This window comes from Bacteroides sp. PHL 2737 (assembly GCF_004115325.2).
GTDB classification, from domain to species: domain Bacteria; phylum Bacteroidota; class Bacteroidia; order Bacteroidales; family Bacteroidaceae; genus Bacteroides; species Bacteroides hominis.
The window spans coordinates 5,004,042-5,024,724 of sequence record NZ_CP040630.1; the positions used below are offsets into that span (position 1 = coordinate 5,004,042).

At 51.6% G+C, this 20,683-nt stretch carries 27 protein-coding genes and 1 pseudogene; 19 read left to right on the forward strand and 9 right to left on the reverse strand.

Going from position 1 to position 20,683, the window contains the following annotated elements:
* Positions 1-17: 17 nt before the first annotated feature.
* The 12 genes and pseudogenes from DBK98_RS20685 to DBK98_RS20740 all read left to right on the forward strand — a co-directional run bounded on the left by DBK98_RS20685 (position 18) and on the right by DBK98_RS20740 (position 8,329).
* The gene (locus DBK98_RS20685) at positions 18-1,253 is read left to right on the forward strand and encodes a site-specific integrase (RefSeq protein WP_033572552.1); all 1,236 of its coding nucleotides are present in this window, start codon (positions 18-20) and stop codon (positions 1,251-1,253) included.
* Between the two features lie 299 nt (positions 1,254-1,552).
* On the forward strand, positions 1,553-1,828 hold the full coding sequence (locus tag DBK98_RS20690) for a hypothetical protein (protein WP_007838828.1): 276 nt from the start codon (positions 1,553-1,555) through the stop codon (positions 1,826-1,828).
* 14 nt (positions 1,829-1,842) lie between these two features.
* The gene (locus DBK98_RS20695) at positions 1,843-2,976 is read left to right on the forward strand and encodes a hypothetical protein (RefSeq protein ID WP_033572536.1); all 1,134 of its coding nucleotides are present in this window, start codon (positions 1,843-1,845) and stop codon (positions 2,974-2,976) included.
* 3 nt (positions 2,977-2,979) lie between these two features.
* Positions 2,980-3,867, forward strand: a complete 888-nt coding sequence (locus tag DBK98_RS20700) for a hypothetical protein (protein ID WP_033572537.1) — start codon at positions 2,980-2,982, stop codon at positions 3,865-3,867.
* A gap of 69 nt (positions 3,868-3,936) precedes the next feature.
* Complete coding sequence (locus tag DBK98_RS20705; RefSeq protein ID WP_005634966.1) at positions 3,937-4,188, forward strand: hypothetical protein; 252 nt, start codon at positions 3,937-3,939, stop codon at positions 4,186-4,188.
* A 50-nt stretch (positions 4,189-4,238) separates the two neighbouring features.
* The gene (locus tag DBK98_RS20710) at positions 4,239-4,736 is read left to right on the forward strand and encodes a DUF4313 domain-containing protein (RefSeq protein ID WP_033572538.1); all 498 of its coding nucleotides are present in this window, start codon (positions 4,239-4,241) and stop codon (positions 4,734-4,736) included.
* 47 nt (positions 4,737-4,783) lie between these two features.
* Positions 4,784-5,383 (forward strand): hypothetical protein, encoded by a 600-nt coding sequence (locus tag DBK98_RS20715; protein WP_033572539.1) that lies wholly within the window; start codon positions 4,784-4,786, stop codon positions 5,381-5,383.
* A complete protein-coding gene (locus DBK98_RS20720) occupies positions 5,380-5,679 on the forward strand; it encodes a hypothetical protein (RefSeq protein WP_033572540.1) in 300 nt (99 codons plus the stop codon). Before DBK98_RS20715 ends, DBK98_RS20720 begins: the two co-directional genes overlap by 4 nt.
* Positions 5,655-5,864 carry a hypothetical protein gene (locus DBK98_RS20725; protein WP_033572541.1) on the forward strand — a complete coding sequence of 70 codons (210 nt, stop codon included), beginning with the start codon at positions 5,655-5,657 and terminating at the stop codon, positions 5,862-5,864. Before DBK98_RS20720 ends, DBK98_RS20725 begins: the two co-directional genes overlap by 25 nt.
* Before the next feature lie 13 nt (positions 5,865-5,877).
* Positions 5,878-6,897 (forward strand): annotated as a pseudogene (locus tag DBK98_RS20730) (LPD29 domain-containing protein); the annotation flags it as partial.
* An 18-nt stretch (positions 6,898-6,915) separates the two neighbouring features.
* Entirely contained in the window at positions 6,916-7,617 is a 702-nt protein-coding gene (locus DBK98_RS20735; protein WP_080707123.1) for a hypothetical protein, read from the forward strand.
* A gap of 1 nt (position 7,618) precedes the next feature.
* Positions 7,619-8,329, forward strand: coding sequence for a hypothetical protein (locus DBK98_RS20740; RefSeq protein ID WP_005840921.1), 711 nt, complete (start codon positions 7,619-7,621; stop codon positions 8,327-8,329).
* Positions 8,330-8,387: 58 nt separating this feature from the next.
* Here DBK98_RS20740 and DBK98_RS20745 read toward each other — a convergent pair whose 3' ends face one another.
* A complete protein-coding gene (locus DBK98_RS20745; RefSeq protein ID WP_005636608.1) occupies positions 8,388-8,732 on the reverse strand; it encodes a hypothetical protein in 345 nt (114 codons plus the stop codon).
* A gap of 330 nt (positions 8,733-9,062) precedes the next feature.
* Here DBK98_RS20745 and DBK98_RS20750 point away from each other — a divergent pair, with 330 nt between their 5' ends.
* From DBK98_RS20750 to DBK98_RS20780, 7 genes are all read left to right on the forward strand, one after another.
* Complete coding sequence (locus DBK98_RS20750; RefSeq protein WP_005942846.1) at positions 9,063-9,353, forward strand: DUF4120 family protein; 291 nt, start codon at positions 9,063-9,065, stop codon at positions 9,351-9,353.
* Between the two features lie 281 nt (positions 9,354-9,634).
* Entirely contained in the window at positions 9,635-9,913 is a 279-nt protein-coding gene (locus tag DBK98_RS20755) for a hypothetical protein (RefSeq protein WP_005636603.1), read from the forward strand.
* Positions 9,900-10,721 (forward strand): DUF4121 family protein, encoded by an 822-nt coding sequence (locus DBK98_RS20760; RefSeq protein WP_005636601.1) that lies wholly within the window; start codon positions 9,900-9,902, stop codon positions 10,719-10,721. The genes DBK98_RS20755 and DBK98_RS20760 overlap by 14 nt, the downstream gene beginning before the upstream one ends.
* On the forward strand, positions 10,708-11,448 hold the full coding sequence (locus DBK98_RS20765; RefSeq protein ID WP_032557856.1) for an N-6 DNA methylase: 741 nt from the start codon (positions 10,708-10,710) through the stop codon (positions 11,446-11,448). Before DBK98_RS20760 ends, DBK98_RS20765 begins: the two co-directional genes overlap by 14 nt.
* A gap of 32 nt (positions 11,449-11,480) precedes the next feature.
* Positions 11,481-12,716, forward strand: coding sequence for a hypothetical protein (locus DBK98_RS20770; RefSeq protein WP_005636598.1), 1,236 nt, complete (start codon positions 11,481-11,483; stop codon positions 12,714-12,716).
* Positions 12,717-12,728: 12 nt separating this feature from the next.
* Positions 12,729-13,610: a hypothetical protein gene (locus DBK98_RS20775; RefSeq protein WP_005828711.1), complete on the forward strand. Its 882-nt coding sequence runs from the start codon at positions 12,729-12,731 to the stop codon at positions 13,608-13,610.
* A gap of 28 nt (positions 13,611-13,638) precedes the next feature.
* Positions 13,639-14,793, forward strand: a complete 1,155-nt coding sequence (locus DBK98_RS20780) for a hypothetical protein (protein WP_005828713.1) — start codon at positions 13,639-13,641, stop codon at positions 14,791-14,793.
* A 68-nt stretch (positions 14,794-14,861) separates the two neighbouring features.
* Here DBK98_RS20780 and DBK98_RS20785 read toward each other — a convergent pair whose 3' ends face one another.
* The 8 genes from DBK98_RS20785 to traJ all read right to left on the reverse strand — a co-directional run bounded on the left by DBK98_RS20785 (position 14,862) and on the right by traJ (position 20,682).
* Entirely contained in the window at positions 14,862-15,341 is a 480-nt protein-coding gene (locus DBK98_RS20785) for a hypothetical protein (protein WP_005828716.1), read from the reverse strand.
* Complete coding sequence (locus DBK98_RS20790) at positions 15,338-15,799, reverse strand: DUF3872 domain-containing protein (protein ID WP_005828717.1); 462 nt, start codon at positions 15,797-15,799, stop codon at positions 15,338-15,340. Before DBK98_RS20790 ends, DBK98_RS20785 begins: the two co-directional genes overlap by 4 nt.
* Positions 15,800-15,820: 21 nt before the next feature.
* Positions 15,821-16,408 (reverse strand): conjugal transfer protein TraO, encoded by a 588-nt coding sequence (locus DBK98_RS20795; protein WP_005828719.1) that lies wholly within the window; start codon positions 16,406-16,408, stop codon positions 15,821-15,823.
* Positions 16,405-17,319: a conjugative transposon protein TraN gene (gene traN / locus DBK98_RS20800; protein WP_005828721.1), complete on the reverse strand. Its 915-nt coding sequence runs from the start codon at positions 17,317-17,319 to the stop codon at positions 16,405-16,407. The genes DBK98_RS20795 and traN overlap by 4 nt, the downstream gene beginning before the upstream one ends.
* A 49-nt stretch (positions 17,320-17,368) precedes the next feature.
* Positions 17,369-18,676 (reverse strand): conjugative transposon protein TraM, encoded by a 1,308-nt coding sequence (gene traM, locus DBK98_RS20805; protein WP_005828723.1) that lies wholly within the window; start codon positions 18,674-18,676, stop codon positions 17,369-17,371.
* A complete protein-coding gene (locus DBK98_RS20810; RefSeq protein ID WP_005656892.1) occupies positions 18,627-18,926 on the reverse strand; it encodes a TraL conjugative transposon family protein in 300 nt (99 codons plus the stop codon). Before DBK98_RS20810 ends, traM begins: the two co-directional genes overlap by 50 nt.
* Positions 18,923-19,546, reverse strand: a complete 624-nt coding sequence (traK, locus tag DBK98_RS20815; protein ID WP_005636947.1) for a conjugative transposon protein TraK — start codon at positions 19,544-19,546, stop codon at positions 18,923-18,925. The genes DBK98_RS20810 and traK overlap by 4 nt, the downstream gene beginning before the upstream one ends.
* Positions 19,547-19,668: 122 nt before the next feature.
* Positions 19,669-20,682 carry a conjugative transposon protein TraJ gene (gene traJ / locus DBK98_RS20820; RefSeq protein WP_005656893.1) on the reverse strand — a complete coding sequence of 338 codons (1,014 nt, stop codon included), beginning with the start codon at positions 20,680-20,682 and terminating at the stop codon, positions 19,669-19,671.
* Position 20,683: the final 1 nt, after the last annotated feature.

Genomic DNA, 20,683 nt, shown 5'->3' on the forward strand with positions numbered 1-20,683 from the left:
CTCAAAAAACAAAAGTGATGAAACAAGGAACAATGAACATTCTGTTTTTCGTGCTTAAAACGAAATTGTTGAAAAACGGTGAGGCACCGGTATTGATGCGGATAACCATCAATGGAGACTATGACGATGTACGTATCCAAAGAAGCGTACCCCTGAACTTATGGAACGCCGCCAAAGGATGCAGTAAAGGCAGGGACAGGGCATCAGTGGCACTGAACGCCTATATTGCCGAACTGCACGCACGCGCCTTGGAAAAACACAAGGAACTGGTATTGGAACAGGCCCTGATTACCCCAAAACTGATTCTTAAACGTGTTTTCGGGAAAGACACCGAAATGCGTACACTGCTCGGCACCATGAGGGAAGGCATCAAGGAAATGGAAACACTGGCGGGTATAGACTACTCTCCCGTCACGATCAACCGGTATAAGAACGTGGTGAAGAAATTACAGCTGCTCATCCCCTCTTATTATGGAAAGGAGGATGTCACTTTCCATGAGCTGACACCGGAGTTCATCCGTGCGTTTGACATTTACCTGAAAACGGAGGCGGGACTGTGCCGGAACACGATAGTCCGTTATATGAAATGCTTCAAGAAATTTACCAATATGGCATTGGCAAAGGAATGGATGCGCAAGAATCCCTTTTACGGTTACAAGATGGAGCAGGACGAGACCGATCCGGTATTCCTGACCTACGACGAGTTGCAGACCGTAATGAAAAAGAAATTCACCATTCCACGGCTTGAACTGGTCAGGGATGTCTTTGTCTTTGCGTGCTTCACCGGTTTGGCATTCTCCGATGTTGCCAGTCTGAACAAAGAGAATCTGGTACAGGACAATCTCGGAGACTGGTGGATAAGAAAAGGAAGGGTCAAATTGGAACACCGTAGGAAGGCCTCTTCCATCAGCAATATTCCATTGCTGCCCGTACCCCTGGCCATATTGGAGAAATACAAGGAACATCCGACCTGCATTAAGAAAGGATGCTGTTTGCCCGTCATGTGCAACCAGAAGATGAACAGCTATCTCAAGGAAATAGCCGATTTCTGCGGCATTAAGAAGAATCTGACCACGCACGTTGCCCGTCACACTTTCGGGACTACGGTCACGCTTGCCAACAATGTGCCTCTTCAAGATGTTTCCGTCATGCTCGGCCATGCCTCCACACGTATGACACAGCATTATGCACGGGTCATGAACAGCAGCCTGAAAGAAGCAATGAACAACGTGAAGGAGCGTCTTGCACAATAAGTATACAAATTCAGTCATTAAGCCGTCCCCCTAGGGATGGCTTTTTTTGTAATCTATAAATCACAATATCCTGCCGTCCTTTCAATTTCTTACCTGCAAATATAGCCATTTGTCGGGTTGATTGCGCAAGGCGGCCCCTTTCAGGGGCTGGTTGGCTAAAAGAAAATCATCCTCGCTTCGCTGCGGTATTTTCTTTTGCCAAGCCTTGCTCAATCCCCGACAAAGGACAGCCCGGCAAGTAAGAAAACGAAAATCCGGCTCCATGGAGCCGATCATGTCAAACTTTAAAAAATAAAGGTATGAACAGAAAGACGACAAGCAAAGGACAGCAGGAAGCCAATCCGGAAATGACGATGTTGGTTTATCGGGAAATGAGCTATCCTGCACGGGAAGTGCAAGGCAAAGATGGGAACTATCTGGTTTCCGTAGAAAGACTGGAACAGGAACTGCTGGATGGCATCAGAAGCCTTGATCCGGCAGCATTCGATTTGGACGAAGAAATCGCTTACTATTGTTCGGACGAAGAGATCCGCCTGTTGACGGACGATGAACTGGAAGAAATGATTTACGGCTGACATTTAAAAAAGTAATGATTATGAATGAAACAACAGCAAAGGTCTGCGAAGAGCAAGTAGCAGGCCTTACCATAGAGAATGCACACAGGGTCACGATGATCCGGAAAAAAGGTACGGACTATCCCCCCGTACCGTTCCATTTCAGAAAGGAGCATCATGGAACGGGCAACTATGTACACCTGTACGGAAATCCGGAAGATCACAATGAATTGCATTCCAAGGACTTCAAAGACTGGGAAGCCGTAGCATTCAAACATCCTGCCTATTTGGATGATATGTGGAAACAGGCTTGCGACGCATACGCCTGGAGTTCCTTCAATCCGGAGATTCGCGGCGAGACGGACATCATGATTTATGGAGAGGAGCTGCACAACGACCTGCAACTCATGCCGGAAGAGGAACGGGATACATACATCGCCGCCTACCGGCAAAAGTTGTCCGCCCAGCTCTCGGCCCTCTCCCGCTGTGCCAACCCGATGGTGACGGGACGGAGCGGATTTGATTACTACAGGCAGGAAAAAACGAACAGAAGCTATCAGAACCGTTACGAAGAATTCCGCAATTGGCGGAAAAAAGTTCTTGAAACCGTCAGACGGAAAAAGGAAGCCGCACGACCGGAGGAAGAGAAACAGGAAAAGGCATGGCAGACGCTCAAACGCGACATCAAGAGCAGTGCCGATACCATCCACGGGATTGATACCGGACAATGCCGGGGCTATAGCCGTGCCCTGTTTGTCAGCAGCATCCTGAACAAGGTATCCACCCTGGCCAATCACGGGGAAGTGGAAATCGTCCGTAGGGCCGTGGACTTCATTTCCGAATATAACGCAAGGGTGAAGAAACCCGTCATCACACCGAGAAACAAATTCTTCCAATTGCCGGAACTGGCGGAACGGATGCGCGAAAAGCTGAAAGCGATGCAAAGCCGGGAAAACAAGGAAGTGCCGTTCGAGGGCGGGACACTTGTATGGAACTATGGGGAAGACCGCCTTCAGATCCTGTTTGACAGGATTCCCGAAGACAACAGACGCAAGGAACTGAAATCCTCCGGATTCCGCTGGTCACCCAGAAACAAGGCATGGCAACGGCAGCTCACCTCCAATGCCCTCAGTGCCGCCAAAAGAGTGTTGAACCTTCAAAACATCTGAACCATGAATAACGACAAACTGAAATTCGTAGTCGATTCACGCAGTTTTGACGGCAGCTGCGTGACCACCATGTCTGACGGAATACACGGCGACTACCACCATGAGACACTGGAGGAACTGAGAGACAGGGAAAAGAACCCGTGTCTCACAGCCGTGTCCGGAAATACCGTCCGCAAGATGATACGCATCCACCTGCAATCCCTCTGCGCCCCGTTCAGTGAGATTACGGAAGAAAGATATTTCGACTACATGGATGTCTTGCCTCCCATCCGCCATACCCGGAATTTCTTTTTCCTGGGAGAGCCTTATCATGCGGACATCTACCGGTTCTGCTTCCGGGCGGGCGGACGCTACTTCACGGGACTCCGCTCCGTTACCACGCCAAGGAAGGAGCTGGAACGGCAGATGGACAACCATTACCGGAACATTACCTTCAAAGGAGACATCCAGAAAGAAAAGCCGATGGTCATCTCCAACCACGCACGGCATGCCTCTATAATTATAGTTCCTTATCTGTTTCTTGACATAAATGGCGAGAAAAAGTTCATCTGCAACCTGATGAGAGGAACGGACGAATCGTCAGGCAGGGATGTGAGGCTGGAAACCACCAAAATCCTGCGAAGCCTGCGCCGTCATCATTTCCTCTACTTCTCCGGCTATGAGGGAAACGACGATATGGACAGGTTCCTAGGCGAAGTGATGAAGAAAAAGCACACCCTGCTGGCAAACGGCAACTTCTTCCAATATCCCGTGAACCGGGAGTCCGTGTCGTTTACCGGAACGGTCAGGGAAACAGGCGAGCCGTTCTTCTTCCGGATTTACGACAGGGAGCTGTTCCTGCACCTGTTGTACGTCCTGAGAGGCATCAAAAGGGAAAAAGCTAAAATATAACGTGACACATAACGACGGTATGGTGACTGTCTTTCCGATCCGTCACCATACTAAAAAAACAATGAGATCATGAGAACTGTGACCGAAGAATCGTTGCGACGCAGGCTGGCCCGTCTGGAGTCGGCCTTGGAAAGCGAAAAGGCACGCCTGAGAAAAGTATGCGGCGGCATCCCCTGGGGAGCCGGGATGAGGCGTACCAAATGTACCCCCTCATTCCGAAGGGAGGACGAACTGATCGGGAAAATCAAGGCGGTGAGACAGCAACTCTCCCAAATGTCCGCAGGCGGTGACAATCACACGTTTAAAGAAACAGGCAGGTGAATGCCGGCCAATTAACTTGCAAGTCAATAATTTTAAAACCAGTTACGAATATGAACACCCGATTGGCTATAATCCGTTCAGAGGGAAAAGAACATCTCTGTTACCGGGAAGAGGAATGTTTTGTCGATGTATCCTATCCGATGGTGACATTTACCAAAGGGGAGGATGATTTTGAAATTGTCAAATGCGACCATCCGTCCATGGAAGAGACTTTCCTGTATCAGGAAAGCCGTTTCTCAATCGTGATTGAAATGTACCATAACGGCTGGCCGGCATTGTCTCTGAAAGATCCCGTGACCCATGAGATATACACGGTCCTGACGGTTAACCTGGAAGATAAGGCGGCATTCTCACTGCCTAACAGGGCATTCGTGGACATCAACAACAATCCTGATGCCATGGAGTTCCTTCTGTCCAACAAATTGGCTGAGGATACAGGTTATAGACGTCAGAGCGGCTGGGTAAGCTACCCGATGGTCACACTTAACCTTCCGACGTTTTACAGGCTTGACCCACATGCCTTTAGCGCAATATTGAATATCCGGTAATCCTTCCGGGCAATGAATCTGGTATCAACAATCAAATGGAAAGAATCATGAAAAGATATGACATAAGAGTAAGGTATTCCTTCGAGGGCACTTACACGGTAGCGGCAGAAGACCGCGATGAAGCAAAAAGAATGGTAAATGACGATTGCGGTCCTGTTTTGGGCGGCGATATCCACACGACACGCGATGACGATGAAGTATTGGAGTGGGATTTCTGTATCCATCCCGACACGCGGATTCTCTCCTTGCAGGAAAGAGGCGGAAAAGGAAGTTTACCGTCAGAAGCCGTTGATTTCAGCGGCAGGATCAAGGAACTGCGGGGGGACATCATCGACGCGATACGGCAGTTGCTCCATGCTCACTGCATGAAAGAAATTCGTCTTCCGGAAGAGGATTATGATCCGGTCTGGGTGATATGGTTTGGCAAGAACGGAGAACCATATGAATGCAGGGTGACAGGACTCCGGGTAACGGCGGACAGCCTGACCGTCCTTGCCGAAGAGAAAGAAAGCGGTGACGGGGTGCAGTGTCACAGCCCGTTTGAACTCGGCGCAAAGAACATAGACTGGCTTCATGAGATGTATGAGGCTGTGTGGCATCAACTGAGAGAAACAAACAATGTAGAATCACAAATAGAAGAACCATGAAATATCAAGCGGAAAATACCGTCTCCAGTTTCTTCTACTACATGTGGAACGCCTGGAGCGAGGAGGAATGCAAAGCCGTGTATGGCGGCATGTACCCGCATTTCTGGAAAAAATGGTGCGTGGCGACAGACAAGGGCACATTCGGCGCGGCGGAACGGTTCTACCTGGAACTCTCGGAAGACAACCGCAGGATTCTGGTGGAACGGGCCGTCTCGATATATGACGGACGAGGCCTCAGAAACAGGAACAGAAACATAAAAAATCAAACAGCATGCAGGGAAACATTATCAGTCTGATCTGCAACTCATGCGGTTGCAGTCAAACGGAAGCACAGGAATACCTGGACTCCGAAATACGGTACCTGCGCGAATTGCAGGAGGCGGACGACCTGAGAGAAGATGACATGGAAACAGCCTGTCTCAACCTCGGTCTTGACCTTGACTACCGGGAATATTTTATCAACCGCCTCGCAGGGGCATAAAAAACTTATGGCTATGACTTATTTTCAGAACATACACTCTCTGGCGGACTTGAAGAAAGAATACCGCCGGCTGGCATTGGAGCACCACCCGGACAAGAGTGGTGACACCGCAATCATGCAACAGGTGACCACCGAGTTTGGAAGGCTTTTTGAGGCTTGGAAAGAAAAACCGGATATTCCCTCGACCTCAACCGGATATGAATATGACTATCCGGGAGCCACGGCAAAGGAATACACCGGGTATGTGTATAACGAATACCGCTGGAAAGGCCGCAATTACAAGGGGCAGCACGCTCCGGAAATCGTGGGACTGGTACGGGCATGGCTCAAGGAGACCTATCCGGGATACAAGTTCTCTGCCAGACGGGAGAATTGCCACTCCATCCATATCCGGTTGATGAAAGCGGATTTCGAGGCGTTCACCAAAGAGTCCGGAAAAGTTCAAGGCGATGTCAACCACCATCATATCCATTCAGACAAATCATTGACGGACAGGGCAAAGGATGTAATGATGAACATCTGCGATTTCATCATGTCGTACAATTTCGATGACAGCGCCCCCATGACGGACTATTTTCATACCAACTTTTACCTGACGCTCGGAATCGGAAGTTACAAACAGCCGTACAAGGTGGAACCGCCCAAACTCGGCAGCAAAGACAAGCCGGAGGTATTCAAGCATCCGGAAGGTCCGGCACACAAGGCAATGCGCCGGGCATTGGGCAAAGCGCGTTTCGGCATCATCGAAAGCCGGAAGTATGCCGGGGAAATAATTCTGGGGGAAGACTGTTTCGGCTCACGGGGCTCACGGGGCGAAGTCTATTTTTGGCCGAAGGAATATTCAAGCGCAAAAATGGCCCAAAAACGCATCGACAAACTGGAGGAAGCCGGAATAAAGTGCGAACCCACCGGCTATAACGGAGGATACATCCGCCTGCTCGGGTACACCCCTGAAATGAGAAATTCCCTGGAACGGGAACGTCAGGAGTATGCCGCCGCGTATCAGGCATGGTACTCAAAACAGAATTTGAAACAATCTGATTCAGAAATTATGGATACAAACAATTTGGACAAGTGGTGGTACGGACTTCCGGGAAACACCAGACAGGCTATAGGAAACGATGGAATATGGGAAAAACTGGATATGCCGTCCCGTTCGGCGCTACACCGATATTCCCGGCTTAGAATTTACGGAACGGCAAAGGACAGGGATGAGGAACGCACGCTGCTCAATGAAATCGCGTGCGGACTGGGCGACCTTGCCCTTGTCCGTAAAAACGGCATCGCGTTGGAGGAAATGTGCAACGGGAACGGGGAATTTTACGATGAATACCAGGAACAGTTCAACATATTATATGACAATTACGGACACACAATAGAAAATATAAGCTGGCCGGACTGGATCGGACATACAATTCCGACAAACAGGGAACTGGGCCGATTATTGGAACATCACGGTTACAAGCGTATGGAAATCGATACCGACAGAAGAATCCCGAAAACTTTCTATGTTTTCCGTCGTGGGTTGCACATCAACGCAAGCGAGGACTTGTCTTACCACATCGTACCGCAACAGGACAGTTTCGGACTAGGGCGTTTTGCGGTATGTGCTACCAAAGACGGTGAAAGCTTCCAGCTGGGAACTGACTGTGCCCGGCTCTTTTTGAGGCGCTTCCTTGCCTTCCTGAAGGGTGAAAGAAGCGGGAAAGAGATTATAGATGAAATATGCAACAACCGACAAACTGAACGATAGTATGAAAGCAAAAGTATTCAAGTACAGGTCTGACGGGAATACCGTCGTGGCTCCTTATATGGAACTGGAACCGTACGCCGAGAATGTATATCTCTCCCTGTCTAGAAAGAACGAATATGGGAATGAGGACGATGACTGTTTCCATGTGGTCTGCCGGATTGAAAACGTTTATTTCTCCAGCGGGCAGTATTCACGCCGGTTCCTCAACGGAGAAAACCGCAGGGACGAAACTGCCGCCTATTGCAGGAACTGGATCGCGGATACGCTTCAGGGCGCGGAAAGAGGAGCCTTTGTCAGGTTGATCTCCGTCCGCGTGTTCGAGGCTCTCGGACTTGACACCACCCCCCTGGTGCAAGCCCGTGAGGCATACAAAAGGAGGCAGGAACAGAAACGCAGGGAACAGGAGGAGAAAGAGGCGGAAGAGCGCAGAGCGCGGGAAGAGCAATATCAGCGGCTGCTCGATGAACAGAAACAGAAATTCCTGGACGGGGAACGGATCACGGGAGGAATGTTCCTTGAAATCACCGGAAGGGACGGTTTTGACATCCATATCAGAACCAAAGGGACATTCAACAGGCATGTAAGAGGCATTGACAGGAACGGAACCGTCAGTTACCGGAAAATCAAAGGTCTCCGGACTCCGGACTTTACCGGATGCCATAAGGCCGTGGGCGATTATCTTGCATTTATAACAACAAGAAAGGGCAAATAATAAAACCTGGCGGTAACGGCGTGCTCCATGCGGCTGTTACCGTTGCCGGCTTCCGGACTCACAACTTACGGTTCAGCGCCATCGCCAACGGAAACATAAACCGGTTATAGGCCTTGAGCTTTTGCAAATTCAGCGCATATCCGGCATAGGGGCTGGTCAGATCGGTATAGAAGAATACATCGGTAAATCCCGCGTGTTCCTCCACAATTTCACCATCCAACGGAATCTCCTCCACATTGAACCGCTCCAGAGGCAGCTCTTCCAGACGGGCATGCTCCGCATTGCCCAATACGTTCAGGTTGCGGTTAAACAGCACGAATCCTTTCTTCCTGTAATCCACACGCATACCATACGGACGCTCCACAAGGAAAGCATCCGCCGCTTTCTTTATATAGTTTTCCATGATCCTGAAATTAGAAACTGCAAAAATACACCATTTGTCCGGCAATGGCGAACAAATCAGGAAGATTATCTCCGGAAGCCATACAAGATCCCGCAACAAGGAACAACCGCATATTTTATTTCCCACCCTGCAAAGGTAGTCCCGTGTCCTGTGTACCCGTACAAGGTCAGGCCCCTGCGGGGTTGGCTGAAAGAAAATCATCCTCGCTTCGCTGCGGTATTTTCTTTCGCCAAACCTTGCGGGTACGGCCACGGGACTGTCAGGCAGGCGAGAAATAAAAATACCGGCTCCCGGAGCCGGACGTGTTTAACAGATAAAAATACAAAAGTCATGAAAATCCTGAATGAAGAACATTTCGAGAATGTAAGGCGCTATGCCGAATCCATCGGTGACACCTCGCTCCAAAAATGTCTGGAACGGTTGAAAAGCTGGGAAGAAAACCCTGACTGTCCCTGCGAAATCTCACTCTACTACGACCATGCCCCGTACTCGTTCGGCTTTACACAGCGCTATCCCGACGGAAGGACAGGTATCGTGGGAGGTCTGCTCTATCATGGAATACCTGACAGATCGTTTGCCGTAACATTGCAGCCGTTCCACGGATGGCAGATACATACCTGAAAAACATGAGACTCGACAATGACCGAAAAGCAGACTTCAGAACAGAGAATCCGAGGTCTGCTTTTTCATTTCTTGCTGTAAAGATAGCCGTTTCCCGGGCTGATTGCGCAAGGCGGCCCCTTTCAGGGGCTGGGTTGGCTGAAAGAAAATCATCCTCGCTTCGCTCCGGTATTTTCTTTCGCCAAGCCTTGTCGCAATCCCCGGCAAACAGGCCGGAAAGACACCAAGAAATAAAAATGCCTACCCATGTAGGCCGATGTTTTACTTAAAAAAGAACGGATATGGAAACACTGGATTATAACCGGCTGCTGCTTGTCTCTCTGTGGCAATACAACCACCATGGGGATGAAGGGCTGACTCCCGCACTTTTCGAGGAAACGTTCGGAAAGGTCTATGGAAGTCACTGCTACGAAAAATGGACCGGCTACTTCAATCAGAATCTCTGGGACATGATTGCCTATTTCAGAAGCGAGAAGGAGAACGGACAGAAGTTCTGTGATATGGTTGCCCGCCAGGTCAAATTGTACCAACAAAAACGCTCTCAATATGAAGTACGGTAATTTTTATGATTTGGAAAGCCTGACTCTGCTCAACAGGCATGAAGGGTGTGCCTGTTCCATAAAGGAGTGCGACGTGGAGAAGGTGAACCGGCTGATTTCAAGGATGCGGGAGGACAGGGAAAGAGTCAGTTTACCGACCGCAGGGGATGTCGTCACTTATACTACCCGTGGCGGTGACTATTATCCGCAGGCACACATTGAAAGGGGCGATGACCGGGAAGTCCATATTTGCCTTCTCCCACAGACACCTTTCTGCCATGAAAATGAAAAGTGTACCGGTTACAATACGGAAGGAGGCCCTTGGGTTATAACCGGTCCGGAATTGCTGCTTCCCGATGGCATACGCAGCAAACAGTTCCGGATGTGGGGGCATACCGGAAGGCACAGGAACGGTGCCGTCCTCTTCCACACATTCGTCAGGGCATGGAAATACACGGAACCCGATCCTCTGTACGGAAAGTACACCACAAAAGAATGGACGAGATACATCATCGAGTGTCAGCCGGATATTGAACCGGCTGATGCCTTTATCTATCGGAATGAGTCATTCACCCTTTACTCGCGGGAAGAACTGGAGCGGCTGGTCGGGATTCTGCACGGAGAACTTTTCAACGGATTCCGTCCCGGTCTGTTCATACTCTGGGCATACCGTATGGAATGGAAGGAACTTCCCACATGGGAATGGAACATGCTGAAAGCGGAAACGCACCTCTTTTTCCTTGGCGTCTCCCCCGTCAAGATACGGACAGACCATAACGGACATACAGTAACCTTCTATAAAAAAACAGAACAATATGACACGCTATGAGACATCCCCAGAAGTCCGGCCACTTGAAAAGACAATCTGTGAGTTTGCAGGCTTGAACGGGTACGATCCGATGAACGTGTTCACAGATTTCCTGCGTTACGTCATACACGGATTCTCACCGGGCGCTCCTCCGCTGAAAGACTGGAGGTACAAGCGGCAGCAGAATGCCGCATTCATGAAAATGTTTGCGGAATGGGTGCGGCTCATGCAGAAGCAGCTGGAGGCCGCATCCTGGTATGACGCGTTAGGAGACCTTTTCATGGCGCTCAGTTCCAGAAAGGGACAACAGGCGCAAGGGCAGTTCTTCACTCCCGTACATATCTGCGACCTGATGGTAATGTGTACGGAAACGGACGGAAAAAAGACCGGGCAGAGGATAAACGACCCTACCTGCGGAAGTGGGCGTCTCCTGCTGGCATATCATGTACGCCACCTGGGTAATTATCTTGTCGCGGAAGATGTCAACCGTACCTGTTGCCTGATGACCATATGCAATATGCTCATTCACGGCTGCGTGGGGGAAGTCATCCACCATGACAGCCTCTGCCCCGAAAACTTCATGGACGGCTGGATGGTAAACCATACACTGACCCAGACGGGCATTCCTTCCATTCGCCGGATGAGCGAGGAGGAATATCGGACAAGCAGGAACATGTCCGTTGACCTGCTCAGAAAGCAGAAAGAGAAATTGCGCCAAATGCAGCCGGACAAGAAACAATTGCCATAAAAACATGGCAGAATTTATAAACAATAAAACGAATGATTATGAAACTGAATGTTAGCAATGAATTGAAATCCCGCCTGGTGCATGCGGCGGAAAACGGAAGTGTGATAGCCAAAGACATCCTTTCGGAAGTAAAAAAGAACGTACCGGTGGAAGAGATCATACGCGGTACCTACAACTGCTTCTCCACCAAGCGCAAGCGGACGGAAGCGGGCACGTTCAAGAAAATCCGAATCGTGTTCACGGCCTGCAGCAAGGATCTGGCCCATCCCAGTTTCCCGGACCGGAACAACCCGCAGGCACCCTGGTTCCCGGAGAACCGGACAGACCTGGAACCCTCCACGTTTGTGGAACTGTTCAAGAACCTGCCCAAGTACTCACCCGACGAAATCAATTATTTCTGTAGTTCTCTCTCATTGGACAGCAAAGTCACGGTCAGGCTGCATGAAAGCATGAACGACTTCATGGAAGCCTATCTGGAAAGCAACTACAGCCCCATCTCCGACAGTGACACATCCAGCCTGCACAGTTCCTGTATGCGGTATGAGGACAAGGCACGCAACGCCGCTGACTTCTATACCAACTTCGCCGGCGCTAAAATCCTTGTGGCAAGGGACGAGAGCAACAACATACTCGGACGGGCTGTCGTATGGAACGAGGTAACATTGTGGAAATCAATAAACACACCGATTGCCGCCTCCCTGCTGGACCGCATCTATTCCTCACACGCATTCGTCGCCGAACTGATCCGCAAGCAGGCGCAGGAGGCGGGCATCCTGTTGCGACGCAGATACAACGATTATACACATACAACGGATTTCACCGTACTGAATCCCATTGAGGGGCAGGAATGGGCGGCCGGAGACAATATACAGGTTTCATTGACGGTGAAAGTGCCCGCCTGCAGGTGGCACAAGAAAGGGGTGCCTTACCTCGACACGTTCTACAGCCTCCATCTGACGGACGGTAACCTGGAACTGAGAAATACGGAGGGCGACACGAGCATAGCCACCTGCCGGAGCACGGAAGGGCGCGCAAACAGGAGAAAATATGTATGTCCCAAATGCGGAAAGATACATTCCTTTCCGGATACGGCATTCTGCAAGAATTGTCAGGACATGTTCTATATATCCACCGTATTCGGAAAAGTACTGAAAGGCACGTCCGCGGAATACAAGGGAAAGAAATATCCGTCCTTCCTCTTCAAGAAGGGACGTCCCGTACCGGAGTTCAGACGGTACCTGCAAATCGAAAAGTTGTTCATCTCCTGAAAAGTCAGTATCATGGAAAAATTAATGGCTCTTTACAACATCTCCTCCCCCTCCGGCAAGGAGGGGAAGATGGCCGGGTTCATCATCGGGGAACTCAGGCGGATGGGTATTCCTTTCCGGCAAGACCGGCACGGAAACATCTACGCGGTCAAAGGCAACCGGAAAAGCTACCCCTGTGTCGTGGCGCACATGGACGAGGTACACCGGCGCAAGACAGGCACCTATGCAGCCCATCTTGTGGCGGACTCGATGATTGTCGGCTATGACCGCAAGCGTAAACGGATGGCCGGAATCGGCGCGGATGACAAGAACGGCATCTGGATCTGCCTGAAATGCCTGGAGGATTTCAAGGCGGTGAAATGCGCCTTCTTCGTACAGGAGGAGATAGGATGCATAGGCAGCGGCCATGCCGACATGTCCTTCTTTTCCGACTGCCGTTTCGTCATCCAGTGCGACCGGAAAGGGAACGGGGACATGGTGACACAAATCAACGGAATGAGGCTCTGCTCCAATGAGTTCATTTCGGCAGTAGATCCCCGGAGGTACGGTTACAAGCCTGCACAGGGGCTGGCTACGGATGTGGCGGCATTGAAAAGGAACGGGCTGGAAGTATCCTGCGTCAATCTCTCCTGCGGATATTATGAACCTCATACGGACAACGAGTACACCATCCTGGCGGATCTTTGCAAGTGCTACCGGTTTGTCCGGCACATCATCTGTTGCCATAAGGAAACCAGCACGCATATACCGGAAACGGAAAGAAAACCCTTCCCCGGATATTATGAACTGTTCGGAACGGCCGGATATAGCGAAAAGGATTATATCCGTCTGTCAGAAGAGTACAGATCTGAATTTACTAAAACAAGCAGGACAAGCCATAAGAACAAATTGTAATTTATCAACGACTTTAAAAACAAGAAATATGGAAGCAACAGTCATGCCGGCCACTGCACCGGTACAGAAACAGCAGGGACTCAACCAGGTAGTCATCAACAAGGTACGGCGAATGATAGAAGGCAGGCAGGGGGATGTCATGGACACCATCAACCGTCTGCTCAGTGAGGGACGGATCGCGCAGGATTTCATCGCTCCCATCGGGGTAAGCCAACGTAGCAAGGAACGCCCCGTTATCTCTTTCAAAGCGGAAGGAAGGGTACAGATGGCAATGCCCGAAGGGAACTTCAACCTGCACGGCAACGCCATAAGCCAGATTTCGGAGAAGATGGGCATTCCCGCCAAATACCTGCGCGAGCTTTCCGCCGGGGATGTTTGGCAGAAACAGTTGTGCGCCACCATCCTGAACGAGCATTCGGGATGGACCGAGCGTACACGGGTACTGATACGGGCGGTAGGAATGGAAGTCCGGGGCGTATTGTCGGACTCCTACCGTCGGCTGAACTCGGTGGATATCCTGACCGCTTTCATCCGTGAGGCGGGAGGACAGGGGGCGGTCGTGTCCGATGCCTATATGAACGACACGAAAGTATGGTGTGAGACAATCCTGCCCACTCCGATAGAGATACCCACCCGTAAGAACGGAACGGTCATCATCTTCGCAGGAGCACGCTTCTCCACATCCGACTATGGCAACGGATCGGTGGACATGCGGTCGTTCCTGCTCAACGGGGCGTGCCTGAACGGGATGGTCAGGGAGTCCGTCATGCGGCAGATACACCTTGGAGGCCGACTGCCGGAATCCCTGTCCCTCTCCCAAAAGACCTACGAACTGGACACGCAGACCACCGTATCGGCTGTTTCCGACCTGACCAAAGGACTGTACAGCAAAGACACCATCATGCAGAAGGCCATCGAAATTCAAGGAGCATCGGAAATTGACGTGGATTTCGACAAGGAACTGAAGAATCTGGTGCAGAAAGGAGCCTTGTTGAAAAACGAAGGACGCGAGGTGGAAAAACTGCTGATGAACAACAATCCTGACGACGGAGTGACAGGCGGGGCCACGCTCTGGAAACTGACACAGGGAATCACCGCCTTTGCAAGGGAACAGCAGCCGGAACGCTGCCGGGAACTGCATGAAATATCGGGGCAGCTGATGAACCGGGTAAAGGTAAATTAAGAGTGGCTAAGACTAAAGCCGTGAACGGCGATGGCAAGCGTCCGTTCACGGCTTTGCATAATTTCAATCTACGGTATATAGAACAGTTCAAACTCCTCTTTTCTTCTTCTCTCTATGCCTGGAATGACTTTCCCCCGATAACAGCGGAACGATACATATTCCCTGTAAATATCCCGGTTGCCGCTGTCCAGTTTCTGAATCAGTCTGCTTTTAGGTATTTTGCCGTTTCCGATCAGACGGTAACAGCCTACATTAAAGCCTAACAGACTTAAAAGAAGCGAGTCTTTTCCATATTTACGGAATACGTTCAGGCACCGTTCAAGGTCGCATCTCAAAAGTGAGTCCGCCTGTGCCTCACTCAGGTTCTCGGTCAGCTTCTCATGGGGGAGCAGGCGGTGTCCGTAACCGATGTAAGGCATTTTCCCCCGGTGCCAGCCTTCCCACCGCTTGATGCAGGCTACCGCCTTATCCTTGTCAGACGGGGGATTTTCCGCCTTGCCATACAGAACAAGTGACAGAAAAATCATAATAACCGGTATTCTTTTCATGCGGCCTCCGTATTATTGTCTTCCTCCTCCGCATCCTTTCCATTGAAATCATATGTCAACTGTTGCAGATTTCCCCAATTGTCTTCAAAATAGAGGTCTATGGTCTGTGATTCCTTGCCGCTCTGCGAGGTATAGTAAAGACGGAATTTCCATTCGTTCAGCAAATAACGGTCATTGGGTTTCAGTACCGTTCCGTCCTCCATCTTCAGACTGCCCTTTCCGTCGGGCTGGAAATACCTCAGCGTATAGACAGTTCCGGAAAAGTTTCCTTCCGGCTTGATTTCCAGACGGATTTCCACCGTCTCACCGTTTACGATTTCGTCCGCCACCGGCATGGACTCCACCGTGAACGGGTATTCTTGTCTGATATCCAGCTCATTGTCACAGGCGACAAGGGCAAGAAAGGAAAATACCATGCAACAGGCTGTCATCATAAAATCAAGGATTCTTCTTTTCATGGGTATATGTTCTTTTTAAGGTTAGAAAATGTATTTGACTCCGGCTCCATACTGGAAATGGCAGCGGCCGGAAGCGCCACCCCATACAAAACGTTCACGCAGGCGTATCAGCAGGGCTATCCTGTCCGACAGGTATCCCTCCGCTTCCAGTGTCACCGCGCCTCCATAGATGAAGGACTCATACTTGCGCAAGGAAGCTCCGTCATCCAACAGGCGGTTTCCGTTGTTCACGGCCTCGTAGCCCAGCAAGGCGGAAGCGCCGAGGTTCAGAAAGAAAGACTTGCCGGATGTGGAAAGGATTGTATGATAATAACCGCCTTCCCCTGTATATTGCGACAGTGGGACATACGTGTTCCGGTAAGGGTTATTACGTTGTAGCATCTCACAGCCAAACACCCACTGGTTCCCTTTCTTTGTGTAAGTGGCAACAGCCAGCGAAAAGGCGTAGCCCGCATCATGGCGGTCTGCCCGGCTGTAAAAGCCGTCGGCCATTTCAGCGGTAAAGCGGACGGATTTCATCCCCGGCAGCCGGCGCTGGGCTTCCGCCTGCCCCGTAAAGAGGGCAAGCAGGAGGATAATAAAGATGAAGTTTCTTTTCATGGCACTCATCTTACTTTCAGTTCATTGACAGTCTCGGCGCGTACAAGGTCTTCGTTCTCCACCTCAAACGACTGATGGCGGCCACCCTGTTTCTCGTACATCTCCACGACCAGCTTCTTGCCGTCGGGGATGGTGAACTTGGGCAGGGCGAACACCGTCCGCTCGTTCTTCTTCCCGTCCACACGGGTCACATAGTTGAAGGCACGCAGCGGATAGATAACCTGCTCCTGCATGGCGGTACGCTTCACGATTTTCTTGTCTACAATCTTGAAAGTTACGAAGTCCACATCGAAAGGCACGTGCGTGGCGTTCTTCACCTCGGTATGGAAATAGAGCAGCTCGCCGTGTGCGTAAAGCCCCTTGAGCAGGTATTGAACCCCGAACCGCTTGCTGCCGATGTGCTTGACCTTGCGTTTGTCCTGCCCATACACGGATTTCATGATCAGCCGTACCAGACGGGGCGACTCCCCGGCGAGTTCCTGCAAGTAGATTTCCATCGCATTGTTCGGACGGTTAACCGACTCCCCGTCATGGATGAAGTCGCACATCTCCACGTTCAGCAGCAACGGCTCGTCGGCATACTTGACGTTGAATGTGTAAAAGTTGCCGTCCTCGGTTATCACGCTCATATTGGTTTCACTGCGGAAATGTTTCCGGGTCGCCTTCACACGGATGACGTTTTCCGCACCGTCCGCCTTGCCCGCTATCAGGTTGGGGGAACCCAAATCCACGTATCTTACGGGAGAGGGGAAAATTATATGTACAGTCTTGTCATACGTGATTTCCAGACCATGCGGGGGAATCATTTGGCTGAAGCCGATCTTGCGGCTCAATCCCTCGTAATAATCCCCGCTGCCTTGCTGCGCGTATGCAGCCACTGCGCCCATAATCAGGGCAAACATCATCAGAATCTTCTTCATGTGCGTTCTTGATTGGTTGGTGAATAAATGGTTGGTTTCTTTTCTCTTTTCATTTTTCGGGAGAGTGCAGCAACAGCCGGTGTCCGGCTTTTAGGGTGATTTTCACCGCACGCATTTTCTTTTCCACATATTGCGACACGCCCTGTATTACCCCCTTGCCCACGTCCGAGGCAATCTGCGCCCCGGCATCCGTCGAGATGTTGATGCTGCTCCCCATTGAGGCGCCCATACCCGCGGCTATCTCACGCGCCGCATCATACTCCATCGAGTTCGGCACGAGGATTCCCCGCTGTCCGTCGGCATCATATACCTCCAGTTCCACAGGAAACAGCGTGCCCTTGTATTCCACCGTCTCTACAAGGATGTCCATCCGCTCCCCCTGGATGCGTGTACCGCCGGTCAATACCATCCCTTGGGGAATGAGCCGGTCGTCCACCGCCATCGGCTCCAGTAACCGGATGCGCAACACCTGCCCGTCCGATACGGTCTGCGTGCCGTGTACACAGGCGGCGATGGTATTCCTGCCGGAAGGGAGTGTCCTGCCTATAGGGGTGTGGAAACCGGTATTCCTCTCTCCCGCAAATTCGGCGATGAAATCCTCATTGCCCATAGGTTGTGCAAGCGATGACACCACCTGATTCCGTACCTGTTTCACCGGGCGGACGGCTGTCCTGTCTTTCCGGTCGCTCCGGCCATTCACGGCAGCCGGGGCATCCGGTTGCTTCCCGTTGTACCGGGCGGCCAGCTCGTAAGACTTTTCCAGCAGTGCCATCTTTTCTTCCAGGGTCTGTCCTTCCGGCTGTCCTTCCGCCGGTCTCTTTTCTTTTTCCAGTTCCTCTATACGGCGGAGCAGATCGGCATTTTGTTGGTTTTCATTCCGGGTATATACAGCACCCAGCGAGCGGTTCATATTCCGGTAGGCTTCCGCAGAGGAATGGACGGAGCCGGGGGATTTCCCCGTTTCCGGTTCCGGCGGAAGTTCCGTGTTGGCTTTTCCTGCGGTAAGGCCGGCAGTATCCTGACTGTCCTTGTTGAGCAGCTTGGACATCTCCTGGAAGGTTCCCCTGCGCCATTTTTCCTTTTTAGCCAGTGCTTCCTGCTCGTAGGCGCTTACCTTGTCGCCCTCCATTTCCGAATCTTTCGGCGAGGGCATCTCTACGTTGAATCCCTTGCCCTTTTCCTTTTCCGCCTTCTCCTTTTCCGACGGGCTGAATACCAGCAGGAGAAATCCGGCGCACAGCAGGCAGAAGAACGGATAGACAATATACCTCGCGCGTCGGCGCTTCTCTTCGGGAGTCAGCGGCTTGTCACTCGACAGCCCCAGCCGTTCCCTGATTTTCTGAAAGTCCATTTTCATGTTTCTGGATGTTTGAATGAATGGTTGTTGTTTCCGGCCGTAACATGACGGGCCGGATATGCCCGGTTTTCATGTCGCCCTTCCGTTCCCCCAAACGGGACACGGAAGAGACAACCGAGTACAGGCAGGCTGCCGTGAACAGAAGCGAGACGACACTTGTCAAGACAATGCGCTGCTTCCCGGTCAGCCGGCGGCAGAACAGCCGGATACGGCTGTCCGCACGTTTTAAGACGGCAGGTTTCCCTCTCATCGTTCCACACTCCTTATATCCCTGTTCTCCAGTATGGTGAACTGCTCGATGATGAACCCGTTGGGATTGTCGTCCGAACGCCCCGTATTCTGGAGCGAACAGGAGGTGACAAGGCTTCGCTCGGTCACGTTGCTCTCACGGATGATCAGCTGCCGGGCATATGTACGCGCCTTGTAGGGATAGGCGGCAAAGTCGCACACCACGCTGTCCACGTGTACCACCTGGTTGATGTTGCCCGAAATCAGCCGGTTGTAATATCCCTTTTCGGCAAAGTCCACATAGTAGTGATAGGCGCTCTTGTCCGCCAGCTGCAGGGCACGGCCTATATTGTGCTCGATCGCGTCCTTCTGCGGGGAGAGCGAGAAGAACAGCTCGTGAAAACGCCGGACGTGTTCCCGCGCCTCGGCGGGGCGGTTCTGTGAAAGATCCTGCGAGAGGGCGAGCATCAGCGACTTGCCCTTATCCAGCACATAGATCTTTTCCCGTTGCTTCTCGGCGAAACGGTACGAGCTCCACAACGCATAGCCGGTAATGAGCGCACAGCAGCCGGTAAAGACAGCCAGCATCAACCGGATACGCCTGAAGCTGCTCTCAATGTTGGTCAATGACTTGAATTCCATTTAGCGAATGATTGGTTTGAATGAATAAATAAATGTTCCGGTATGACCGGGCGGCTCCTTCCGACAAGTCGCCAACCCGGTAATCCAAGTTGCCGACTCACGGAAACGGGTTGCCATAGAGCCTATTTGCCCCGCAGCCTTCCCCCGATATTCCCCAGTACGGCACCGCCCGTCCCGGCAGCGAAACCGCCCGCTTTCGTGGCCGTGCGGTTCAGGTTACGGCTGAAGTTTCCGGCTCCGCCCGCCTGTACGATCCAGCCCGCCACCGTCGGGACGGTGAAGTACCCGATAATCCCTATCAGCATGAATATGATATAGACGCTATTTGAGTTGTCTATCGAGTAGTCGGGGTTGTTCTGTAATTCCAGAATGTCATTTTGGAGCATCAGCACCTGGAGCTTGGCGAGCAGGGTGCTGAACAGGTCGCTGACCGGAAGCCAAAGGTAGACGGATATGTACCTCGTGAACCACTGCCCGAGCGTGGACTGGAAACCGTCCCATACGCTGAAGGCGAACGCCACCGGTCCCAGTATGGAGAGCACGACAAGGAAAAAGGTCCTCACGGTGTCTATCAGCAGCGATGCCGCCGCGAATATCAGTTCCAGCAGGCTGCGGAAGGCGTCACGGATTTTCTTCTCCAGATTGTACATCCCCACCTCCACGTACATGCCCAGGCGGGAGGCGGTATCTATGGTTGACCAGCCCAGCTCGTCCAGCTGACGGTCGAATTCCTCGTCGCTCACCAGGTAGGCGGTTTCGGGATTGCGCAGCATGGCCTCCCTTTCCAGTTCCTCCTTCTGCGCCCTGTACTGTTCCATATCCAGCGTCTGCCCCTCAAGCATCTTGTGCGTACCCTGTACTATCGGGCTGAGCACGGTGTTCAGCGTGCCGAGCACCAGCGTGGGGAAAAGCAGGATGCAGATGCCGATGGCGAAGGGACGCAGCAGGGGATAGACATCTATCGGTTCGGCACGGGCCATCGACTGCCACACGCGGACGGCGACATAGAACAGGGCACCCAGCCCGGCAAGTCCCTTTCCCACGTCCATCATGTCCTTGCAAAGGGGCTGCATATCGTCATACAGGGTCGCCAGTATGGTATGCAGGTTGGCAAAATCTATCGACAACGGCATCATG